The sequence below is a fragment of the Acetobacter fallax genome (genome assembly GCF_011516735.1).
Lineage (GTDB): Bacteria > Pseudomonadota > Alphaproteobacteria > Acetobacterales > Acetobacteraceae > Acetobacter > Acetobacter fallax.
In genome coordinates, this window is sequence record NZ_WOSX01000004.1 from 141,264 (window position 1) to 162,003 (window position 20,740).

Genomic DNA, 20,740 nt, shown 5'->3' on the forward strand with positions numbered 1-20,740 from the left:
GCGCATGGTGATGCATGGCCCCGTCTGTAAGCTCGGCCATTCTTTACGTGATCGGGCTGCGGTATCCTAGAGCGGACCGGGCTTCTTCTCAGTGATGGTGCCAGGCTGCGCCGGTGTAGAAAAATCTCCCGAGGCCGACGGTGAAAATGAGGCAGCCATAGAGGCTGTGCTCCAGGCAGGCGAAACGCAGCGATCTGTGCCGGCTGTAATCACGGGCGAAGAGGAAGCCGCCGATGACTGTCATGACAATGGCGATCGGATTGAGAAAGATGATGTGGGCGAAGCCAAAGCTGATGGCGCTGGCTGCGATGAGAGCGCCCGTTTTTCTGAAGAGGGGTGCGTAACGGGTGAAGAGAAACTGGCGGTAGAGCATTTCCTGGGGCCAGACGGAGAGAAGCGGATAGAGGACCATGATCATGGCCCAGAAGCGTGGTTTCTGTCGGGGCAGGATCAGGAAGGTTTCCGGCCATAGCCACCAGCTTGCGAGGGCGATGAGCGGGGCGAGGACGGCAAAGCGGATGAAGATGTTTTTCAGTTCATGCGTCGTGTTGTGGGGTGACCGGGTCTGGGTCCGTGTCGAGAACCAGGCGACGGAGGCTCCGATCCAGAGCGCCGCGAAGAGGAGGCCTGGCCGACGCAGGTCAAGGATCAGGAGCGGACCACCGATGAACACAAGCAGGAATTCAGCAGTGCGCCAGGACAGCTTTGTCAGGGTGTACGGTGCTGCTGGCCGGGCTTCGGGAGGTGTCATGCCTCGGTGGTCCTCTGCTGGTCATGCAGAAGCCTGGTCTGTCACGAGCGTATGGTCCAGCCGGGTCATTGGCCGGGAGGATGGATATTTTCGCATGGAACACATGTGGTGGCGCGGTTGCGAAGGAGATCACGAAACTCTGATCGCGGAACCGAAGGCGGGCGACGTAAGGTTTTTGTGTGCCGGGTGTCGGCCGGGTCTCTCAATGAAAAGAAAAATGTCATGATCTCAGTGCGCCTCATGCTGATGACCGGTTTTATGTATGGAATTGCGACACTTCCTGCCTTTGCTGCGGCTGCGGGCAGCGCGTCCGGTGAACTGATCGGTGCGGATGGAGGCTCACGAGGGACGGTTCAGGTGACCGGGGCGCCGAAGGGTGTTCTCGTGCGCATTATGACGAAGGGACTGCCTCCCGGGTGGCATGGGGTCCATTTCCATGAAAAGGGAGACTGTACGGCGCCGAAATTCACCACTGCGGGTGGCCATGTTCACACAGCAAAGCCGGTTGTCCACGGACTGATGCACGCGGAAGCGAATGACGACGGCGATCTGCCGAATATCTTTATCGGTCCGGACGGGGCGGGGACGGTCGAGTTGTATTCGACGCTGGTCTCGTTGTCTGAGGCGGGCAGGCGCCCTGCCCTGCTTGATTCTGACGGGTCTTCGCTGGTGATCCATGCCAGTCCGGATGATTACCGGACGCAGCCGATTGGCGGTGCGGGCGATCGGATTGCGTGCGCGGTTCTTCATTAGGATGCGATGTCGGAGACCTGCCGGCTCTGACAGTAGTGACCTCTGGCAGTAGCGATCAGGGAATATAAGTTGCGTGTAGTCCGGCGGGTCGTTCATTGTGGCATTATCGCGTCGCACGGCGCGGCGACGTGCACAGAGGCGACATGATCCGCAAAACGAAAGACTCTCCCCTTTCCGTCCGGATACCGCATCGCCATACGCTTCCTGAAGATATCTACGCTTTTCTTATCGGCTGCTCGATGATTGTTGTCGGGCTTGCCTGCCTGCATAAGGCGGGTCTGGTGACGGGTGGTGTGGCCGGGATTGCGCTGCTGGTATCTTATCTTGTGCCGGTGACGCCGGGCACGCTGTTCTCGCTGATCAATATTCCGTTTCTGATTTTTGCTTTTCGGGCCATGGGGCATTCTTTTGCTCTGAAGACGACGATTGCGAGTGTGTCGATCACGCTTCTGGCGCTGATCATCCCGGATGTGATCGGGATCAGCTATATTGACCCTGTTTTTGCTGCGGTTTTCGGGGGCACGATTATCGGGATGGGCATTCTGTCGCTCGCCCGGCATCAGGCTGGCGTCGGAGGCACAGGTGTTGTGACGCTGTGGTTGCAGAAGACGCGCGGGATCAATGCCGGACGGACGCAGCTTGCGATTGATACGGTGATTTTGCTGACGGCTCTGGTGGCGCTGCCATGGCGACAGGTGCTGATTTCAGCGATCAGCGCAGCGGCTCTGAGCGGAGTAATGATCGTGTTTCATCGGCCGGAGCGATATCTGGGGCATTGAGGGGCGGAGGGGGTGCCCTGGTTTATGGACATGGTTTGTCATGTTTTGGAAATAACGCGCCATAGAATCCTGCATTTTACTGTAAAAATGATTCTTTTGAGACGGATGGTCTTTATAACGCGTTGGAAAAACCTGAATCGGAACTGAACCACAGGACCGGGCCACTTATATTTCGACTCCGCATCGTTGATTGCGTGGCGACATTGAATTCAGAATAATACAATAAAAACAACAGACTGATCTTATTTTTGGAGGAAAGCTCCATGACAATTTGTTTAAATGGTCAAAAAATTAACAAAACGTTGTTGACGACAGTCTGAACGAAACGAATAGTTGCATCCTTATTCCGGCCTAGTAACAACAACGGCGCGAATGCGCCCAGGATAAAATCCAGATGGTGTCCAGTCCGCAGATCAACGAGTTCATGTTCAATCCGAGTGTCTCTGGTGACCCGGATGAATTCATCGAAATTCAGGGGGACGCCTCGACGGACTACAGTGCCTGGTCACTGATTGTCGTAGATGGTGACGGCAGCGTTGCGGGAAAAGTGGACAACGTTTTTCAGCTCGGGACGACAAGTCCTTCGGGTTACTGGGCGACGCCGTTCGTCACCAACACGCTGCAGAACGGCACTCAGACGGTCCTTCTCGTCAAAGATTTTACTGGCAAGGTCGGGGATGATCTCGACGTCGGAAATACCGGAAGCTTTACTTCCACACCGTGGTCCGAAATCGGAAATACTCTTGCTGTCACGGACGGGGATAAAGGCGACATCACCTACAACGCGTCGGTGGTGCTTTCCGGGGCGCTGGCCGCCGGCGCTTCGCGCATTTCGGCCACAGCCACGACCGGCAGTTCCAACTGGGTCGCTGATGATCCTGCTTTGTCTGGTCTACCAGGGTACAGCAGCACGCCTGCCAGCGGAACGGTGCTGCTGACACCGGGAGCCGCCAACGACACATCTTCAGCTGGTGGTGGTTCGGATACAGGCTCGGGAGATGATACTGGTGGCAGTTCCGGAAGCGGCGGCAGCACGGGCAGTGGCGGCGACACAGGCTCCGGGGATACCGGAACTGTCAAAGACGTGACGATCCAGCAGATCAACGGCACCGGATATTACAGCACGCTCGCCGGCAGCACGGTTATGACAACGGGTGTTGTCACCGCGGTGGATACGAATGGCAGCATTGGCTTCTGGATTCAGGAAGCAGATAAGGACGAGAGCACTGTCGGAAGCAGCGGCATCTTTGTGTATGCCGGCACGGGGGCCACTCTTCCGACTGTTGGAACCACTGTTTCGGTTACGGGGAAAGTTACGAATTATTCTGGCACATCGTGGAGTAATGCGCTCGCGCTGCCGGAACTCAATCTTGTATCCTATACGGCGACGGGAGCTTCTTACACCGAAGTAGCGCCGATACTGATCGGGAAAGGCGGCCTCACGGTTCCCGCCGCGTCTTACCTGACGGACATTCAGTCCGCTATCAATCTGAATACCAGCACGGCCAGTCTCCAGCCTGATACGAATGCGCTCGATTTTTACAAGAATCTTGTTGGCCAGCTTATCACTATCAATAATGCGGTTGTGGTCGACACGACGGCATCCAACGCGACGTGGGTCGTGCCGGATGACGGCAATGGTCTTATCACGGCAACCGGAGCATTGCAGGAGACGGCTGACAGTCTGAACACACAGCGGATCGAGATCTATTATGACAGCGGCGTAACGCCGGGAGATGCGCCGGTCGCGGATGTGGGCGACAAACTCGGAACAGTCACTGGCGTGCTTTCTTACTATAACGGCGTCTATGAACTCGTCCCCACCACACAGGTGACAGTCGTTCATACCAACATCACGCAGCAGACAACATCATTTCATAAGGATGATCAGAATCTTCTTGTCTGCGACTATAATATTGAGAACTTCAACGCGCTTGATCCGGCCAATGCCGATCGCCTGAGCGCTCTTGTCAAAATTATTCTGAACAATCTCAACGCACCGGACATTCTTGCGCTTCAGGAAATTCAGGATGACAGCGGGACCACCAGTGACGGAACGGTAAGCGCTGAACAGAATATCGAAGCGATCATCAGGGCGATTGCCGCTGCCGGCGGGCCGACCTATTCCTATGCCGAAGTGGACCCGGCGGATGGCACGCAGGGGGGCGTCTCCGGCGGTAATATTCGGAGTATCTATCTCTACAATGCCGATCGTGTGTCACTTGTTTCGCCGGTGACCACCATTGGTGGCGAAGATCTGAGCACGACGTTCAAGAACACCCGCTTACCGCTGGTCGGGACATTCAGCTTCAATGGCAAGGATGTCACGCTGATCAATGTTCATCTGTCTTCACAGGCGGGAAGTTCCGAGGAATACGGATCTGTTCAGGCGCCGATCAATCATGGAGGCACAACCGGCACAGTCAATAACCGCATCGCACAGGCGGATTACATCAGCAGTTACGTGCAAAGCCTGGTTGCGAGCGATCCGAATGCAAAAGTTGGCGTTCTGGGCGATTTCAACGACGTTGAGTGGAGCGCGGCACAGCAGGTTTATACCACCAGCGGCCTCACTGATCTGAACACACTGGAAGATGCCGGAAATCGCTATACCTATATCTTTGAAGGCAACGCGGAATCTCTTGACCACACGCTCGGCACGACCGGTCTGACCGCCAGCTCGCAATTCGAGACTGTTCACGTCAACACCGGGTGGCAGAACCCGGAATCCGATCACGATCCTTCCGTCACGCTGATCAACATGTCCGACTACGTGACGGATAAAGATGAAACGCTCTCCGGCGTTACCATCGCTTCCGGTCAGACGGCCAGTGCGAACACCGGCGCGAGCGTCTCTGATGTCAGCATCGCACAGGGCGGGCGGCTGGCGCTGTATTCGGGGAGCACGGCGAGTGCTGTCGCTCTTGCCAGTGGTGTTTCCATTGATCTGCCGGAACTGGCCTGGTCGGGCAACGCCACTGCCACGCTGACTGATCCGTCCACTCTGCTCATCAGCAACGGGACCGATAGTTATACGGTTGGTCTTTCCGGTGATTATGACGCGGCTTTTTTCACGTTGCAGTCTGACGGCAGTGGCGGCACCCTGATCGTGACCGAGGGCACGCCATGCTATTGCCGTGGCACGCTGATCCGGACGGAGCGCGGCGACGTTCCGGTTGAGCATCTGGTGATCGGGGATCGCGTGGCGACCTGTGCGAACGGGTATCGTCCCGTCCGCTGGATCGGGCGACGGAGCTATTCCGGTCAGTTTGCGAACGGAAACCACGATATTCTGCCGGTGATTTTCCGCAAGGGATCGCTGGGCGACGGGCTGCCGGTGCAGGATCTGTCGGTATCGCCACTGCATGCGATGTATCTTGATGGCGTGCTGGTACCGGCGCTTGTTCTGGTGAACGGCACGGGGATCGTTCAGGCCGGTAAGATGGATGAAGTGGCGTATTTCCATATCGAACTGGAGAGTCATGACATTATCTTTGCCAACGGAGCTGCTTCCGAAAGCTTCGTCGATGACGGGTCACGCGGCATGTTCCACAATGCCGGCGAGTATGACGCGCTTTATCCAGATGCCGTTTCGCATCTGGCACAGTATTGTGCACCGCGTGTCGAGGAAGGCGCGAAACTGGAGGCTATCCGGCGTCGGATTCACGCGAAAAGCGGGCAAATAGTTCAGGCGACCGAAACAGTCGGGGCGCTGCGGGGCTTTCTTGATACGGTCACGCATGACTTTGTGGCCGGCTGGGCATCTGGCGAGGGAGATGATGCGCCGGTCCGGTTGCAGATTCTCGATAACGGGCTGGTACTCGGGGAGGTGACGGCGGATGGATCGCGTTCTGATCTTGGCAGAGACTGTGGTTTCCGTTTCAACATTCCTGGCGGACTGTCGCCTTTGCAGCGCCATGTGATCGAGGTTCGTCGCATTGGCGATCACAGCCGCATCGGAAACACGCCCTGGATGCTGGATCAGGCGGAGCAACTGGTCAGCACGGCGGTTTCCGCCCCCTCACCTGTCGCGCCGCTGGAAGGGTATCTCGACCATGTCGGCCGCGACCGGGTTTCCGGCTGGGCATGGAATCCGGCCAGTCCGGCTGAACCTGTGACGCTTCGGATTGTCGATAATGGCGTTGTCATTGCGTCGATTGTCGCGAATGCGCGCAGGCCGGATGTGGCCCGGACGGGTCGCAGTCTGCTGTGCGGGTTTAATATTCTGCTTCCTGGCGGACTGTCGCCGCTTGCGCGGCATGTGATCGAGATTCGGCGCGAGAGTGATGATGCGTTGCTCGCCGAGCCTGCTGTTCTGGAGGCGGCCACGGCGTTTGACCGCGATATTGAGCGGGCGATTGCGGGGGCGGTTGAGGCGTCTGCCGGGCAGGACAGCCAGACACAGGTTCTGTCGTTTCTTCTTGGCCAGGTCGAGAAACTTCGGCAGTCTTCGGCGCGTGCGGAGAGCGGTGCGGAACGTCGCGAACTGATGCGGGCGCGCCGCCTTCTGGGTCATGTGACGGAACCGGCGGCTTCACGGCAGAGAGTGCTGGTGATCGACTCCCGCCGGCCCGATGCGATGCGGGATGCCGGATCACGGGCAGTGCTGTCACATATGGAGGCCTTCCTTGCGCTCGGCTTTGACGTTTCGTTTGTCGCTGCCGATCAGCCTGACGGACCCGCGGTGCTGAAGGATTGCCCGGAGGCACGGGTTCTGGGGCTGCCGGTGCATGTATCGGTGGAAGATATTCTGCGCCGGCAGGCGAACAGCTTTGACGTGGTGTATCTGCATCGCGAGGACGTGGCGACACGTTATCTGGCGCTGGTCCGCCGTTATCAGACATCGGCCCGTGTTCTCTATAACGTTGCGGATCTGCATTTCCTTCGGCTTGCCCGCCAGGCTGCGATTCAGAGCCGGCCGGAGCTTCTGGCGCAGGCAGGAATTGTCAAAACAGCTGAATATCGCGCGGCTTTGCAGGCCGATGCGGTGCTGACGCACTCTGCGGAAGAGATGGAGATCCTGCGTCGCGAACTGCCTCAGGCGAATGCGCATTTTGTGCCGTGGGCGGTTCCTGTGCAGCGGGCGGTCACAGGTGAGCGGGCCGGCGTGCTGTTCCTCGGCAACTACACCCATGCGCCGAATGTGGACGCTGCGCGCTGGCTGGTTGAGGACATCATGCCGCTGGTATGGAAGCGCGATGCATCCATCCGCTGCGTGCTTGCGGGCGCGGACATGCCGGACAGTGTTGCGGCACTGGCTGAGACCGGGGTCGAAATTGCGGGCAGAACTGATGATCTGAACGCGCTGTTCGGGCGTGTCAGCCTGAGTGTCGCGCCTCTGAGATTCGGGGCTGGTATCAAGGGGAAAGTGCTGGACAGCCTGGCGGCCGGGGTTCCGTGCGTGATGACGCCGGTCGCGGCGGAAGGGCTTGCTTTGCCGGAGGCGCTGGCGGGGCTTGTTCATGCCGATCCGGAGGCGCTTGCTGAGGAGATCGTCCGGCTGCATCGGCGGGGGGCGATGTATGACGGTCTGTCACGGGCTGGTCAGAGCTATATCCGCGCGCAATATTCGAACGATGTGGTGCGGGAACTTCTGCGAGAGGTTTGTGGCGGGAAAATCGCGAAGATGCTGGATGTCGGTTAGTCCTGCTTTTTCGTCTTTCTGAGTAAAGGATCGGGCTGGTTTCAGGAATGAAACCGGCCCGTCGGTCTTGCCGGGCGGATGATGTGTCTGCAACACTCGGAGACATGAACCATCTGACCGCATCCCCTCTCTGCCGTGAATAATCTTTTTCCGGTTCAGGTTTCTGACCTGACACGTCGTTTCGGGACTTTTACGGCTCTGAACGAGGTTTCGTTTTCGATCGCTCCGGGAGAGACCGTCGCTCTCCTGGGGCGGAACGGTGCTGGCAAGTCCACGCTGATCGGCTGTCTGATGGGCTTCATGATGGCCGACAGCGGCAGAATCAGGATTTTCGGCGAGGACATTCTCGATCTTTCGCGCGGAGTGCGGTCACGAACGGGATTCGTTCCCCAGACGATGTCCGGTTTCGGGACATTCCGGGTCGGGCAGCTTATTGAGTATATCGCTGCGTTTTACGAGACCACCGCGCCGGTTGACCCGTTACTGGCGGAGTGGGCGGACCTTGATCCGGCGAAATTTGTCCGGGCACTTTCAGGCGGGCAGAAGCAGCGTCTGGCGATTGTTCTGGCGATGCAGCATCAGCCGGATTTTCTGGTTCTCGACGAGCCTGTTGCCAGTCTGGACCCTCATGCGCGGCGTGATTTCATGAATCTTCTGGGCGACTACAGCCGTAACCGGAAGGCCAGCATTCTGATTTCGTCTCATATCCTGTCCGATCTGGAGCGTCTGTGCTCGCGTCTGCTTTTTCTGCGGCAGGGCAGGCTGGTTCTTGATGTGAGGACGGATGTTTTTCATGCGCGGACGCGCTGGCTCACGCATGCGGCGCCGGAGTTGCTTCTGGAAAGTTTACCTCCGGATTTTCAGATTCTGAGCCGGCGGCCAAATGGCGTTCTGGTGCATGGCTATCGGGACGATGTCATGTTGCCTGCGGACACAGTGATGACCATTCCCGATTTTGAGGATGCATTTCTGGATATTACCGCACCATCCGTCGAAAAGGGTGTGGCGTGATGCCTGTTTTGTCCCGGAGAGACTGGCGTGATCTGAGGCGCACATTCGGCCAGTATGGAACGAGTGCCTTCTGGCGCGGGAACCCGGTGATCCTGACGGCGGGGGTGTTTGTTGCACTTGCAGTGCTGAAGGCTTTCAGGCTTCACGGGCAGTTCCCGCTTCGGTCTCTGCCCGAACTCATGAAGGGGAATCCATTTTTCAGCTTTCTTTATGCGGCATTTTTCATTCCGGCCGGATTGCAGTTCTATGCGGGCAATCAGATCAGCGCGGCGCAGGCGCCTGGGATTCCCGGGCTTGTCAGAAGCGAGGCACGGGTTGCGGCACTGCTGGCATGCCTGACGGTGCTTTGTCTGGGCGCGCTGATGGCGGTCAGCGGTCTGCCTTTTCATGACACGTTGTTTTTTATTCTTGTCTACACCATTCCTTCTTTGCCGGGCTGGTACAGCCCCGCCCGTACGGGATCACGCAGAAAGCGGGCTGTTACCATACTCGCGGGGATTCTGCTGATCCTGACTTTTACGGTTGCGTCTTTTCTGTCCGATCTTCAGCTCTGGCTGGTGACGCGGCCACCGGTTGTGACAGTTCCTGGCAGCATTCTGCTCATGGGCATGCTGATCGCTGCCGTGCTATCGCTTCCGAACCGGATCTGGCATCAGCCGCTGGTAAGCGAAGAGCGGAAGACTGTGCCGGGGGCTGCCGTGTCCGGGCCTTCGCGACCGCGTCTCTCGTCCCGCAAACCGGGGCGTTATGAGTTGCGTCAGATGCTTCTGGCTCCTGGTCTTCCCGTGTCTCTGCGCAACGACATTCTGCTCAGCATCAGCGCGATCCCCGTGTGTGTGACGCTGCTGGCGTGCCTGCCGTTCGGGCATGGTGCCTTTGCCGACAAATGGCTTCAGACCGCACAGGGCATGACGATCATGATTGCCGGCGGGAACACCTGGCTGATGGAGCGCAGGCACTGGCCCATGCTGCTGATGACCGGACGGTTTGGCGCGCGGCTTCAGTTTGTTCGTGCGGTCTTTAAAGCTGCTTTGACGCGCTCGGCGCTGACGGTTTCTCTCCGGACGCTGAGTCTTGTCGTGCCTTATGCGATTTTGTCCCGCTCATCGTCCGGACATGCTGCTGTCGCGGCTGTGGAACTGGCAGCGTGCGTCACAGGTCTGGCGTTTGTGCCGGCGCTGCCATTTTTCGTGATGCGCGAGCCGGCTAAGGGTGTGATCGCCGGTGCGTCGATGGCGACGATTTTCGGGGTTCAGATTTTCAATCCGTTTACGATTGGTGTGACGAAAGCCGGGATTGTCACTGTCCTGTCCGTGCTTGTCGGGGTGATCTGTTACGTCCGGGCGCCGCGACCGATCAGCCGGGCTGACTGGCCGTTTGGGAGTGAACCTTCGTGACGGGCGAATGAAGGCTCCCGTTTAACGGGAGGACAGTGTCTCGAATACGTCTCCGTTACGGTCCGCGCCTTCGAGATGGATGCGGTGCCAGAGAGCGTAGAAGAGGAGCGTCCAGGCGGCAGGGCCGGTTTTCCGGGTGTGAACATCCCGAAAAAGACTTCGGACACGGTCCGGGTCTGCGATGGCGGCAATGGACGGCTGGCTGGCGATGAGCGGGGCCAGGCGGGCGCTTTCCTGAGCGATCCATTCACCGACGGGCACAGTAAAGCCCTGTTTGGGGGCGAAGGGATGTGAGTCCGGGAGTTCGCGTTCGAGCCAGCGGCGGAGAAGGTATTTGCCTTTGCCGTCGCGGATGCGAAGAGTGTCGGGCAGGCGCCAGATGGCGCTGGCGACGGCGGGATCGAGCAGCGGCGTGCGGCCTTCGAGGCCGTGATCCATGAGGCAGCGGTCGAGTTTGAGCAGCAGGTCATTGGGGAGCCATTCAGCGATGTCGGCGGCCTGAAGGGCGGCGAGGCGCGTGGGGGCGTTTATGATGCTGCGTTCGGTGGTGGCGAGGCCGGTGCGCCAGTGAGTGGGTTCGGGGCGCAGGATGTCGAGGCCATCGAAGATGCCTTTGTGGCGCATTTTGCGACCGCCACGCCACCAGGGGCGGAGCGCGCGGCGGTAGCGCCCGTAGCCAGCGAAGAGTTCGTCGCCGCCTTCGCCTGAGAGGACGACGGTGGCGCTTTCGCGGGCGCGGCGGGCGAGGAGCCAGGTGGGGATGATGGCATAATCGGCGACGGGATCATCCATGCAGCCAGCGATGGCGGGGAGATGCCGCCAGAAATCCTCTCGTGTAACGTGGACGATTTCATGAATGGCGCCGGCTGCTTTTGCGAGACGGGCGGCGTGCTCGCTTTCATTGGCAATGTTGTTTGTGTCGAAGGTGGCGGTCCAGGCGAGCAACGGCGCCCCCTGCCCTGCTTCGCGGCGGAGACGGGACATGGCGGCGAGGACGGTGCTGCTGTCGATGCCGCCGGAGAGGAACAGGCCGAAGGGCACGTCGGCGCGTTCGTGGACGCGGACGCTGTCCATGAGGGCTGAGTCGAGGCGGGTCAGGGCTGTTTCTTCGTCGATCTGTTCGACGGGGCCTGCGGGAAGCGGGGACTGACGGGTACGGTTTGTGATGCTTCCTGATTGAATATGGAGGTTTTCTCCGGGCAGCAGACGCGTGATGCCAGGGAAAATTGTGGGGCTTCCGGTGGTGAACTGGAGCTGGAGGAGTTCGGCGCGTTTGACGGTGTCGATGCCGGGCGGGACAAGACCGGCGGCGATGAGGGGGGCGGCCTCTGATGCGAAGGCGATGCCGTCCGTGAGTTCCGCGATGTAGAGAGGTTTGATACCGAAGGGATCGCGGGTGAGGACCAGGGTGTCATGATCGGCATCATAGATGGCGATGGCATACATGCCGCGCAGGTGGAGAGCGAAATCGCGGGTGTCGCGCTGCCAGAGGCGCAGGGCGGATTCGCAATCGCTTCCGGTGGTATAATGATCGTTTCCGATTTTTGTGCGGATAACGGGATCGTTGTAGATCTCGCCGTTGGCGATCATGGCGGCGGGGCCGGCGTGGATGGGCTGGTCGCCGCCTTCGAGATCGATGATGGAAAGGCGGGCGTGGATGAGATCGGCGCGACCGAGGCGTTCGATTTTGATGCCGTCCGGACCGCGATGGGCGAGGGCTGAGGCGAAACGGGCGAGAGTGGCGTCGTCCCGGAGCGTGGCGCCGGGTTTATAGACGATGCCACCGATACCGCACATATCAGGCTCCCCGGGGTGCGACGCGCTGGAGGAATTCAGCCCAGGCGGCGAGGACGGGTTTTGGGCCGAAACTGCGTTCGTAGGTGGCGCGGCCAGCGACAGCGAGGCGGTGGGCCAGGGCGTGGTCGGCGAGAACCATCTGCATGACGGCGGCGAGGGCGCGGTCGTCATCCACCGGGGCAAGCAGACCGTTTCGCCCGTGGAGAATGAGTTCACGCGGGCCTTGCGATGCGGCGGCCACAACGGGGCGCACGGCGGAGAAGCCTTCGATCACGACGTTGCCGAGCGGTTCATGCCGCGAGGGGCAGACGAAGAGATCGCAGGCGCGGATGAGGCTGGCCGGATCGGTCCAGCCGGGCATGTGGACGCGGTCTCTCACGCGCTCGGTGCGGGCCAGGGCTTCGAGATTTTCCCGTTCCGGTCCCTCCCCTGCGATCATCAGGTGCACGCCCGGGACGCGGGCGATGGCGCGGATGAGAACATCGAAAGCTTTATTGGTGTGCAGGCGTCCGAGGGCCAGAACGAAGGGAACGCCGTCCGGGATTTCCCGGGGGCGTTTCGGGGCGACCTGGCCGATGTCAGTGGCGAAATTGGGGACGTAATGAACCTGCTCCGCTGGCCAGCCCTGTCGGGTCATCCAGCTGACCAGACCGTGCGTGTTTCCGATCAGGTGGGTACAGCGGCGATAATAGGACAGATCGTAGAAGCCTCCCAGGCGACCGGCGAGGGTCCAGGGACCGGTTGACGCAAAACGGGCGGCGCGGTTCATCCATGCGACGACGACGGAGGGCTCGAACTTGCGGAGGGCGGCGTTGAGGCGGGGTCTGGTGAGGAGATCGGCCTGGCCACCGAAACGGAGTTCACGTGGGGTGAGACCTCCTGCGGTCAGTCGGGCGAGGCGGTCCGGGTCACGCCGGATAACGGAGAGGACATCGAGGCCGTTTGCGGCCTGAGCGATGCAGAGGCGCTCGAAGAAGAGTTCGGCGCCCCCCGCGGGGGCGCCGGCCATGACATGGGCGACGCGGAGAGGGCCGATGGGGGGTGTCGGGATCGGGAGTTCGCCCGGATCCAGGATTTCAGGGATTTCCGGGATTTCGGGCATCGGTTTGCGGGGAGGCACGACATGAGGTGCGGCGGGTCCAGGTGTCTCTGGCTTATCTGTCTCCGACGTTTTTGCAGAGGTACCGGGAGAATTCCGGGACTGCGCATCTGACGTCCGGTGAGGGTTCGTCAGGCCTGTTTCGTTCCTTGCGACGCTCACTGTCTCGTCTCCGTTGCTGCGCCGGGCAGCATGATCCGGGCATGTTCGATGACGGTTTCGGTTTTCAGGCCGGCGATGGGGGCTTCGCCTTCCGGCCCCGGGGCCGCGATCCATTCGGCGCGACGACCGCCGGGAGCATATTCGCTGGCTTTTGACGGACCGAACAGGCCCAGCGTGGGTGTGCCGGCGGCGGCGGCGAGGTGCATCAGGCCGGAATCGTTTCCGACGAACAGTGAGCAGAGTTCGAGCATCGCGGCAGTTTCTGCAAGAGTGAATCGTCCGCCGGCATCGATTGCGCCGGGGATGGCCAGGAGTGGTGCGGCCATATGTTTTTCGGTCTGCCCCGGACCGTAGAATACGGCAAGACGGATGTCTGGCCGGGTTTTGGAGAGGGCGTTCCACAGGGCGACAAAGCGGTCGGCTGGCCAGACTTTACCAGACCAGTTGGCGGTGGGGCCAAGAGCGATCAGGGGAAGTGTGCCGAGCGTGGCGCGGGCTCGGGCTGTGTCGTCCGGGCTGGTCCAGACGGTGGGCATGGGTGACGGGGAGAGGCTGAAGAGCTGCGCGACGTGAGCGAGGCGGGAGCCCGGGCGGCGGCCACCGCGCATGATCCGGCGGCGGCGGGTCCACAGAAACAGGCTGGTGGCTGAACCGCGCAGGTCGATGACGAGATCCCAGCGCGTGAGAACGCAGTGCCGCCAGAGGTCGAACCAGTGCAGGTCGTAACGGCGTTTGGTCATGACGATGACCCGTTCGAGGCCGGGCATTCGCTGGAACAGGCCGGCGGCGACTGGACCGCAGGCGATGGTGAAACGGGCCTCGGGACATGTGTGGCGCAGGTGCTCCAGCAGCCCGGTGGAGATGACCGCGTCGCCGAGACGGGTTGCCGTGATGAAGAGGATGCGCATCTGGGACGTTGTGATAGCCCGGCTGATGCGGCTCTCCAAGTGAGCTTCTGCGGCGGGTCTTTCCTGGTATGGGCCCGGGGCATGAAGTTCCGGGGGTGGCTCTGGCCTTGCATGGGGTGAGGATGCTACTGACAGCAGAGCGGCTGCGCTGTCGCCATGGGCTGGCGGCGCGGCGCATCTGATCTGTGACACACAATACCGGAGAAACCTCGCATGGCGCCCGCCGATGGGAAACGTATCAAGAAGGTGGTGCTGGCCTATTCGGGCGGCCTCGACACGTCTGTCATTTTGCGCTGGCTGCAGACGACATATGGCTGCGAGGTTGTCACCTTCACGGCTGATCTGGGTCAGGGCGAAGAGCTGGAGCCGGCACGGAAGAAAGCTGAGATGTTTGGCGTGAAGGAGATCTTCGTTGAGGATCTGCGCGAGACATTTGTGAAGGATTTCGTGTTTCCGATGTTCCGGGCGAACACGCTTTATGAGGGCCAGTATCTGCTGGGCACGTCGATTGCGCGTCCGCTGATCGCGCAGCGGCAGATTGAAATTGCAGAAGCTGTTGGCGCGGACGCTGTGGCGCACGGCGCGACAGGCAAGGGCAATGATCAGGTGCGGTTTGAGCTGGCGTATTATGCGCTGAAGCCGGACATCACGGTGATTGCGCCCTGGCGTGAGTGGGATCTGACGTCCCGGACGCGTCTGCTGGCGTTCGCTGAAGAAAATCAGATTCCGGTGACGAAGGACAAGCGTGGCGAGGCTCCGTTCTCGGTGGATGCGAATCTGCTGCACTCTTCTTCTGAGGGGAAAATTCTCGAAGATCCTGCGGTGCCGCCTGAGGAGCTTGTTTTCCAGAGGACGATTGCGCCGGAAGATGCGCCGGACGTGGCGACTGAGATCACGATTGATTTCGCATCTGGTGATCCGGTGGCGATCAACGGTGAGGTTCTGTCTCCGGCGATGTTGCTGACGAAGCTGAACGAACTGGGCCGGGCAAACGGGATTGGTCGTCTTGATCTGGTGGAGAACCGGTTTGTCGGCATGAAGTCACGCGGCATCTATGAGACGCCGGGCGGCACGATTCTGCTGACGGCGCATCGGAGCATCGAGTCGATCACGCTGGACCGTGAGGCGATGCACCTCAAGGACAGTCTGATGCCACGGTATGCGGAAATCCTGTATAACGGGTTCTGGTTCTCGCCTGAGCGGCGGATGTTGCAGGCGCTGATTGATACGTCTCAACATTCGGTGACGGGGCGGGTTCGTCTGAAGCTGTACAAGGGTAACGTGATCTGCATTGGTCGCGAGAGCCCGAACAGTCTTTACGACACACGGGTGGTGACGTTTGAGGATGACCAGGGCGCCTATAATCAGCAGGACGCTCAGGGCTTCATCAAGCTCAATGCCCTGCGGCTGCGTCTGGGAGCACAGATCGGTCGGCGGGGCGGATCGCTCTGACGGTCTGCCGTAGTCTGGTCTGAACGGGTAGTGTCATCCGGTCATGTCGCGTGTTGCGATGTGATCGGGCAGTGTAATGCCGTTTTTCAACAATTTCTGAGGTGAAATGGTGCGTTTTTCGCTGAATTCGAAAAAATTGTTCCCCCTCGCGCTGGTGGGGCTTCTTGGCCTTCCTCTGGCCGCATGCGGGCACAACGAAGAGCCGGAACTCACCCCCGAGCAGATCATGAAGAAGGAGATCTCGCAGCCGGGTGTGACGGTTCTTCCTGATGGACTGGCCTATAAGGTTCTGACCTCAGGTCCGAAGGACGGCGCTTCGCCGCGCAAGGGCGACGGCATGATGCTGATTTATGAAGGCAGGCTGCCGGACGGATCGATCTTCGACAGTTCTGACCAGCATGGTCAGGGCGCTTATATGCGGATGCCGCTTGACGGTCTGGTGCCGGGCTGGATGGAAGCTCTGCCGATGATGCATGTCGGCGACACATGGATGCTCTATGTTCCGGCGAAGCTTGGTTATGCCTCGCGTGAGATGGGCATTATTCCATCAAACAGCCCGCTGATCTTCAAGATTCAGCTTCTGGGCGTCGAGCACGCGGAATAATCGGTTTATCCGGCGCGCTGATTTCTGACGGGACCGGGGGGCTGACATCCCGATCCCGTCAGATTTTATGAAGTTCTCGGCTTTGAGGATTTCCTGCCCTTTGAAGATTTCTTTTCGGGGAAAAATGTTTTGCAGGCGGGGCTCAGTTTGTCGCGCTTTGCCTGCAGGCAGGCTGCGATTTTCTGCTCATTCGGAATATAGAAGGTACAGAGTTTGAGAGCATCGCCTTTACAGGCTGCGCTCTGTTCTTCGCGTGTCGCGGCGCTGGCGGCAGGAGTTGCTGTCACTGCTGCCAGCCCGATCAGGGTGCAGAGTGCTGCGAGCCTGCGAGCGGGATGATAAACAGAGGCCATGTGATGCTCCTTCATGGACGTTATGGTAACTTAACGCTCTTTGCGGGTGTGCCGTGGCTTTCAGATTTCAGACAGGACCTATGCATTTTTTATCCGCCCGAAACAGTTTCCGCCGTGGCCGCCTGATTTCCGCGCTCATCGCCATCGCGCTCCTGAGTGGCTGTTCGCGGCATAAGAGCGGTCATTTTTTGTATGGCTCGAACTGCGGCATCTGTCACCACGGTGGACAGGGCATGGCCGGATCGGTGCCGCCGCTGACGGGTCGGATTGACCGGATTGCATCGACTCCGGAAGGAAAGCGCTATCTGGCGGCAGTTCTGATGAATGGGCTGAGCGGGCCTATGCGGGCAAACGGGATGTCTTACGAGGCGGAGATGCCGCCTTTCCGGTATCTTTCTGATGAAGAAGCGGCGCTGATCCTGACATATCTTTCCGGTCAGGGTTCGACGGTGCCGGCTCCTGTCATTACGGCGGCGGATGTGGCTGAGGCGCGGGCGCATCGGGTGGGCGCGAGTGGCACGGCTTCGATGCGCGAGGCGCTTGACCGGGAGCATTCCGTCCCCTGATGGTTGCCCTGCCTGACGGCCGCGTTCATTGCATGGTGGGACGTGAGTGTTACGTCTTGACCGGATGAGGTGAAACGCCCGACAAAGCGGGCATGAAACGCGTATTCTCCGGCATTCAGCCGACTGGCATTCCTCATCTGGGCAACTATCTGGGCGCGATCCGTAACTGGGTTTCGCTTCAGGATGATCACGAGTGCATTTTTTGCCTTGTGGATCTGCATGCGATCACGGTCTGGCAGAACCCTGCTGACCTGCGGGAGCAGACGCGGCAGCAAACGGCGGTGCTGCTGGCCTCGGGGATTGATCCGGTCGGGCAGATTCTGTTCAACCAGTCGGCAGTAAGCGCGCATGCGCGCCTGGCATGGATTTTCAACTGTGTGGCGCGGCTGGGCTGGCTGAACCGGATGACGCAGTTCAAAGACAAAGCTGGCAAGGACCGGGAGAATCACTCGGCGGGGCTTTATGTCTATCCGAACCTGATGGCGGCCGACATTATGGCCTATCAGGCGACACGGGTGCCGGTGGGAGACGACCAGCGGCAGCATATCGAACTGGCGAATGATATCGCGCAGAAGTTCAATCATGATTACGGCGTTGAGTTCTTTCAGACGATTGAAGCTTTTGTGCCGCCTGAGGCTGCGCGGGTGATGAGTTTGCGTGACGGCACGAAGAAGATGTCGAAATCCGATGCGTCGGCACAGAGCCGGATCGACATGACGGATGATGCTGACATGATTGCGCTGAAAATACGTCGGGCGAAAACCGATCCTGAGCCCTTACCGGGCTCGGCTGAGGGGCTGGAAGGCCGGCCGGAAGCGCGCAATCTGGTCGGGCTTTATGCGGTGCTTTCGGGACTGAGTGTGGATCAGGTTCTGGCGCAGCATGGCGGGGAAGGTTTCGGACCGTTCAAGCAGGCGCTGACGGACGTTCTGGTCAGCAAAATTGAGCCAATTGCGCTTGAGACACGGCGGCTGCTGGCGGATACGGGGCATCTGGACGCGGTGTTGCGGGACGGGGCCGCGCGCGCCGGGGCGATTGCTGAACCGATTGTGTCCCGGGTTGAGGAAATTGTCGGCTTTCTGAAGTGAGAGTTTTTCCGTTATCCTGACAAACGGCTCATACTATGGCGCCGAAGTGGTGTTATGATGACAGACTGTCGGAAGACGGAATCATGACGGATACAGACTGTGGCGGCATGGTATTGCCGGACGTTGTTCTCAGTGCTGCGAGCGATGTTCTGGTGGCTCTTGAAGCGGCGAGGCTGCGGGTTGTCACGGCGGAGAGTTGTACGGGCGGCCTGGTAGCCGGGGCGCTGACGCATCAGGCGGGCTCTTCGGCTGCGGTTTCCGGCGGGTTCGTGACTTATTCCAATGCGATGAAACAGACCTGTCTGGGGGTGCCTGAGGCAATGCTGGTGCAATGGGGCGCAGTGAGTGAGGCGGTGGCTCTGGCGATGGCCTTCGGGGCCTTGCAGGCTGCGGACGATGCGGATGTGTCTGTAGCGATTACCGGGATTGCCGGACCGGATGGCGGGAGTGCTGAGAAGCCGGTTGGCCTGGTGTGGTTTGCTGTGATGCGGCGCGGACGGGAGGCGCGGGCTGAGCGGCGCATGTTTGCGGGCGGGCGGATCGCGGTGCGGGCCCAGGCAGTGGGCCATGCGCTGGGAATGGTGCTCGGGGAAGTCTGAGGCGGTCTCTGCTTTTTGGTTGTCCTTTATCGTATCGTTATATTTTCTGTCTGATGTCCTGAATGGCGGCGGGGGAAAAGGGTGGCGCTGTCGGCGATGATCCGTGGGGTATGAGGCATATGGCGGGCAATCCTTCATGATCGGATTTTTGTATTTAGTCGATGATATGATGGCTCTGCCAATGTCGGGCTTCCGGCTCATACTGATACGGAACGCGGAGGGAGGTACCGGGCGTCGTGGGGCCACTTTGCGGCGTGGCGGGTAGTTCATAGTTCAGCGCTCTGCGATCGTGACGATGCCGCCGCCGCGCTTCTTGCTGGCATACATGGCTGAGTCGGCGGCGTGCAGGATTTGCGACGCAGCGGTCTGCGGAGTTGTCCAGAATGCAATGCCGACACTTGCGGATGACATCAGTTCATGGCCATCCGGAAAGAAGGGGCGGTCGAAGACGCGGCACAGACGATCTGCGATCAGCACAGCCTCGGCGGCATCCGGCAGGCCGGTGAGGCAGGCCATGAATTCATCACCACCGATGCGGGCAAGCGTGCAGCCAGGGTAGGGATCGGTGCATTCGGCCAGACGGTGGGCCGCCTCAGCGAGAAACATATCTCCGACCGCATGGCCAAAACTGTCATTGATCTGCTTAAAATGATCAAGGTCGATGACGCAGATGGCTGGTGGCACGGTGGTGGAATTCCATGACCGAACCGTGTCGGCGAGTTTACGGTTGAAGTGCGTTCGGTTGGGCAGGCCAGTCAGTGCATCGTGCGAGGCATCATGGCGCAATTTTTGCTCAGCCTGTTCGCGCTCCATGACACGGGCGATGTGACCGCCGATGTTCATGCACAGGCCAACGATGGGTTCTTCCGCCCTGACCTCCGCGCAGGAGAAAAAGATCAGAAGGGCTCTGACGACACCACCGGCGATCACCGGGAGACCAAGCCCATGCGAAAAGGCTGCTGTCGTGTCTTTATCCTGGCCGATCGTCCAGCTGATGATTTTCTGCTCGTCCGTGATTTGTGCGGCGAGGCCTCCGGATTCGAACAATCCGGAGGCCTCGCAGGCGATCCGGATATTCTTCAGGGCTGCTGGTGTGTCAGGAGTGCAGAGATCCGGATCGATGAGGCCGAAACCGTGTTTACCTTTCAGAAAGGCAACGCCACCGGTCAGGCCGAGACCTTTACATGTTTCTTCAAGAGCGACTTTCAGGACGCACCGGGTCGATGACGTGGTGTTGGCGCAGCTCACGATTGTTTCGAGAAGCTTCTGCTGGGCATTCAGGCGGTAAAGCTCACGGAGACCGCGCTCTGCTATGGCCTCGGCTTCCCGGCGAATTTTTCGTTCGCGTTCGAGGCGCCTGCGGGTCCGGAGGTAGAGCGCCCTGTAGTCCTCCGCGTCAGAATCACCTTCCGGCTCCATTATTCAGCGAGCCAGCGGATGATCATGTCGTTTTCGCGTGGTGAACCTGTCGGGAAACGTTCGATGGACACTGCTTCGCCCCAGAGGTCCGCTGCGCCAAGAACAAAACCATGAGCGAGATCCAGGAGTTTTCTGGAGGATTTATAGGTCATTTCGAGCGCTCCGTCGGGGTGCTCATGAAATTTGAAGAAGGGACAGCAGGCTCCCGAGTAGAGCTTCATCACTTCCGGGTGGATAATGGTGTTGACTGAGTGTCTGACCGAAAATGAGTTGAGTGATTTCAGCGGGTTATGATTCATGGGTTTGCGATAACCTGATGAGATCAAGATGGCCTGGACTGAAATCACCCGAGCGCAGT

At 59.7% G+C, this 20,740-nt stretch carries 17 protein-coding genes; 10 read left to right on the forward strand and 7 right to left on the reverse strand.

The annotated features are described in order from the left end of the window. Nucleotides 1–88: 88 nt before the first annotated feature. Nucleotides 89–751 (reverse strand): CPBP family intramembrane glutamic endopeptidase, encoded by a 663-nt coding sequence (locus GOB85_RS04150; RefSeq protein WP_173576357.1) that lies wholly within the window; start codon nt 749–751, stop codon nt 89–91. 222 nt (nt 752–973) lie between these two features. Here GOB85_RS04150 and sodC point away from each other — a divergent pair, with 222 nt between their 5' ends. The 5 genes from sodC to GOB85_RS04175 all read left to right on the forward strand — a co-directional run bounded on the left by sodC (nt 974) and on the right by GOB85_RS04175 (nt 10,335). Beyond that, complete coding sequence (sodC, locus tag GOB85_RS04155) at nt 974–1,504, forward strand: superoxide dismutase[Cu-Zn] (protein ID WP_173576358.1); 531 nt, start codon at nt 974–976, stop codon at nt 1,502–1,504. Nucleotides 1,505–1,647: 143 nt separating this feature from the next. Continuing rightward, entirely contained in the window at nt 1,648–2,283 is a 636-nt protein-coding gene (locus GOB85_RS04160; protein WP_173576359.1) for a YitT family protein, read from the forward strand. Between the two features lie 394 nt (nt 2,284–2,677). Then, the gene (locus GOB85_RS04165) at nt 2,678–7,927 is read left to right on the forward strand and encodes a Hint domain-containing protein (protein ID WP_173576360.1); all 5,250 of its coding nucleotides are present in this window, start codon (nt 2,678–2,680) and stop codon (nt 7,925–7,927) included. Nucleotides 7,928–8,062: 135 nt separating this feature from the next. Continuing rightward, nucleotides 8,063–8,938 (forward strand): ATP-binding cassette domain-containing protein, encoded by an 876-nt coding sequence (locus GOB85_RS04170; RefSeq protein ID WP_173576361.1) that lies wholly within the window; start codon nt 8,063–8,065, stop codon nt 8,936–8,938. Beyond that, a complete protein-coding gene (locus GOB85_RS04175; protein ID WP_173576362.1) occupies nt 8,938–10,335 on the forward strand; it encodes a hypothetical protein in 1,398 nt (465 codons plus the stop codon). The genes GOB85_RS04170 and GOB85_RS04175 overlap by 1 nt, the downstream gene beginning before the upstream one ends. A 21-nt stretch (nt 10,336–10,356) precedes the next feature. Here GOB85_RS04175 and asnB read toward each other — a convergent pair whose 3' ends face one another. The 3 genes from asnB to GOB85_RS04190 form a co-directional block, all read right to left on the reverse strand. Then, nucleotides 10,357–12,132, reverse strand: a complete 1,776-nt coding sequence (gene asnB / locus GOB85_RS04180) for an asparagine synthase (glutamine-hydrolyzing) (protein ID WP_173576363.1) — start codon at nt 12,130–12,132, stop codon at nt 10,357–10,359. 1 nt (nt 12,133) lies between these two features. After that, entirely contained in the window at nt 12,134–13,141 is a 1,008-nt protein-coding gene (locus GOB85_RS04185; RefSeq protein ID WP_242011288.1) for a glycosyltransferase, read from the reverse strand. 248 nt (nt 13,142–13,389) lie between these two features. Beyond that, on the reverse strand, nt 13,390–14,301 hold the full coding sequence (locus GOB85_RS04190) for a glycosyltransferase family 9 protein (protein ID WP_173576388.1): 912 nt from the start codon (nt 14,299–14,301) through the stop codon (nt 13,390–13,392). 213 nt (nt 14,302–14,514) lie between these two features. Between GOB85_RS04190 and GOB85_RS04195 the strand changes: the two genes are divergently transcribed. Further along, nucleotides 14,515–15,753 carry an argininosuccinate synthase gene (locus GOB85_RS04195; protein WP_173576364.1) on the forward strand — a complete coding sequence of 413 codons (1,239 nt, stop codon included), beginning with the start codon at nt 14,515–14,517 and terminating at the stop codon, nt 15,751–15,753. 106 nt (nt 15,754–15,859) lie between these two features. Further along, nucleotides 15,860–16,357, forward strand: coding sequence for an FKBP-type peptidyl-prolyl cis-trans isomerase (locus tag GOB85_RS04200; protein ID WP_173576365.1), 498 nt, complete (start codon nt 15,860–15,862; stop codon nt 16,355–16,357). Nucleotides 16,358–16,422: 65 nt separating this feature from the next. On the opposite strand, the gene GOB85_RS04205 is transcribed toward GOB85_RS04200, so the two are convergent. Further along, on the reverse strand, nt 16,423–16,710 hold the full coding sequence (locus GOB85_RS04205; protein ID WP_198912189.1) for a hypothetical protein: 288 nt from the start codon (nt 16,708–16,710) through the stop codon (nt 16,423–16,425). 80 nt (nt 16,711–16,790) lie between these two features. Here GOB85_RS04205 and GOB85_RS04210 point away from each other — a divergent pair, with 80 nt between their 5' ends. The 3 genes from GOB85_RS04210 (at nt 16,791) to GOB85_RS04220 (ending at nt 18,963) form a co-directional block, all read left to right on the forward strand. Beyond that, nucleotides 16,791–17,276, forward strand: coding sequence for a c-type cytochrome (locus GOB85_RS04210; protein ID WP_173576366.1), 486 nt, complete (start codon nt 16,791–16,793; stop codon nt 17,274–17,276). Nucleotides 17,277–17,368: 92 nt separating this feature from the next. Then, nucleotides 17,369–18,364, forward strand: coding sequence for a tryptophan--tRNA ligase (gene trpS / locus GOB85_RS04215; protein WP_173576367.1), 996 nt, complete (start codon nt 17,369–17,371; stop codon nt 18,362–18,364). Between the two features lie 83 nt (nt 18,365–18,447). Further along, nucleotides 18,448–18,963, forward strand: coding sequence for a CinA family protein (locus tag GOB85_RS04220; protein ID WP_242011277.1), 516 nt, complete (start codon nt 18,448–18,450; stop codon nt 18,961–18,963). Nucleotides 18,964–19,236: 273 nt separating this feature from the next. Here the strand turns inward: GOB85_RS04220 and GOB85_RS04225 are convergent, their stop codons facing one another. Together GOB85_RS04225 and GOB85_RS04230 are read right to left on the reverse strand one after the other, a co-directional pair. After that, entirely contained in the window at nt 19,237–20,382 is a 1,146-nt protein-coding gene (locus GOB85_RS04225) for a GGDEF domain-containing protein (RefSeq protein WP_173576368.1), read from the reverse strand. Then, on the reverse strand, nt 20,382–20,740 hold a 359-nt coding region (locus GOB85_RS04230), incomplete at its 5' end, for a heme NO-binding domain-containing protein (protein ID WP_173576369.1). The genes GOB85_RS04230 and GOB85_RS04225, both read right to left, overlap by 1 nt.

Coding starts and splice junctions, on each gene's coding strand:
- GOB85_RS04190 (WP_173576388.1), bottom strand. CDS start 14,301: ATGCGCATCCTCTTCATCACGGCAACCCGTCTCGGCGACGCGGTCATC.
- GOB85_RS04205 (WP_198912189.1), bottom strand. CDS start 16,710: ATGGCCTCTGTTTATCATCCCGCTCGCAGGCTCGCAGCACTCTGCACC.
- GOB85_RS04225 (WP_173576368.1), bottom strand. CDS start 20,382: ATGGAGCCGGAAGGTGATTCTGACGCGGAGGACTACAGGGCGCTCTAC.
- GOB85_RS04160 (WP_173576359.1), top strand. CDS start 1,648: ATGATCCGCAAAACGAAAGACTCTCCCCTTTCCGTCCGGATACCGCAT.
- GOB85_RS04200 (WP_173576365.1), top strand. CDS start 15,860: ATGGTGCGTTTTTCGCTGAATTCGAAAAAATTGTTCCCCCTCGCGCTG.
- GOB85_RS04195 (WP_173576364.1), top strand. CDS start 14,515: ATGGCGCCCGCCGATGGGAAACGTATCAAGAAGGTGGTGCTGGCCTAT.
- GOB85_RS04185 (WP_242011288.1), bottom strand. CDS start 13,141: ATGGCCGGCGCCCCCGCGGGGGGCGCCGAACTCTTCTTCGAGCGCCTC.
- trpS (WP_173576367.1), top strand. CDS start 17,369: ATGAAACGCGTATTCTCCGGCATTCAGCCGACTGGCATTCCTCATCTG.
- GOB85_RS04165 (WP_173576360.1), top strand. CDS start 2,678: ATGGTGTCCAGTCCGCAGATCAACGAGTTCATGTTCAATCCGAGTGTC.
- GOB85_RS04175 (WP_173576362.1), top strand. CDS start 8,938: ATGCCTGTTTTGTCCCGGAGAGACTGGCGTGATCTGAGGCGCACATTC.
- asnB (WP_173576363.1), bottom strand. CDS start 12,132: ATGTGCGGTATCGGTGGCATCGTCTATAAACCCGGCGCCACGCTCCGG.
- GOB85_RS04210 (WP_173576366.1), top strand. CDS start 16,791: ATGCATTTTTTATCCGCCCGAAACAGTTTCCGCCGTGGCCGCCTGATT.
- sodC (WP_173576358.1), top strand. CDS start 974: ATGATCTCAGTGCGCCTCATGCTGATGACCGGTTTTATGTATGGAATT.
- GOB85_RS04150 (WP_173576357.1), bottom strand. CDS start 751: ATGACACCTCCCGAAGCCCGGCCAGCAGCACCGTACACCCTGACAAAG.
- GOB85_RS04220 (WP_242011277.1), top strand. CDS start 18,448: ATGACGGATACAGACTGTGGCGGCATGGTATTGCCGGACGTTGTTCTC.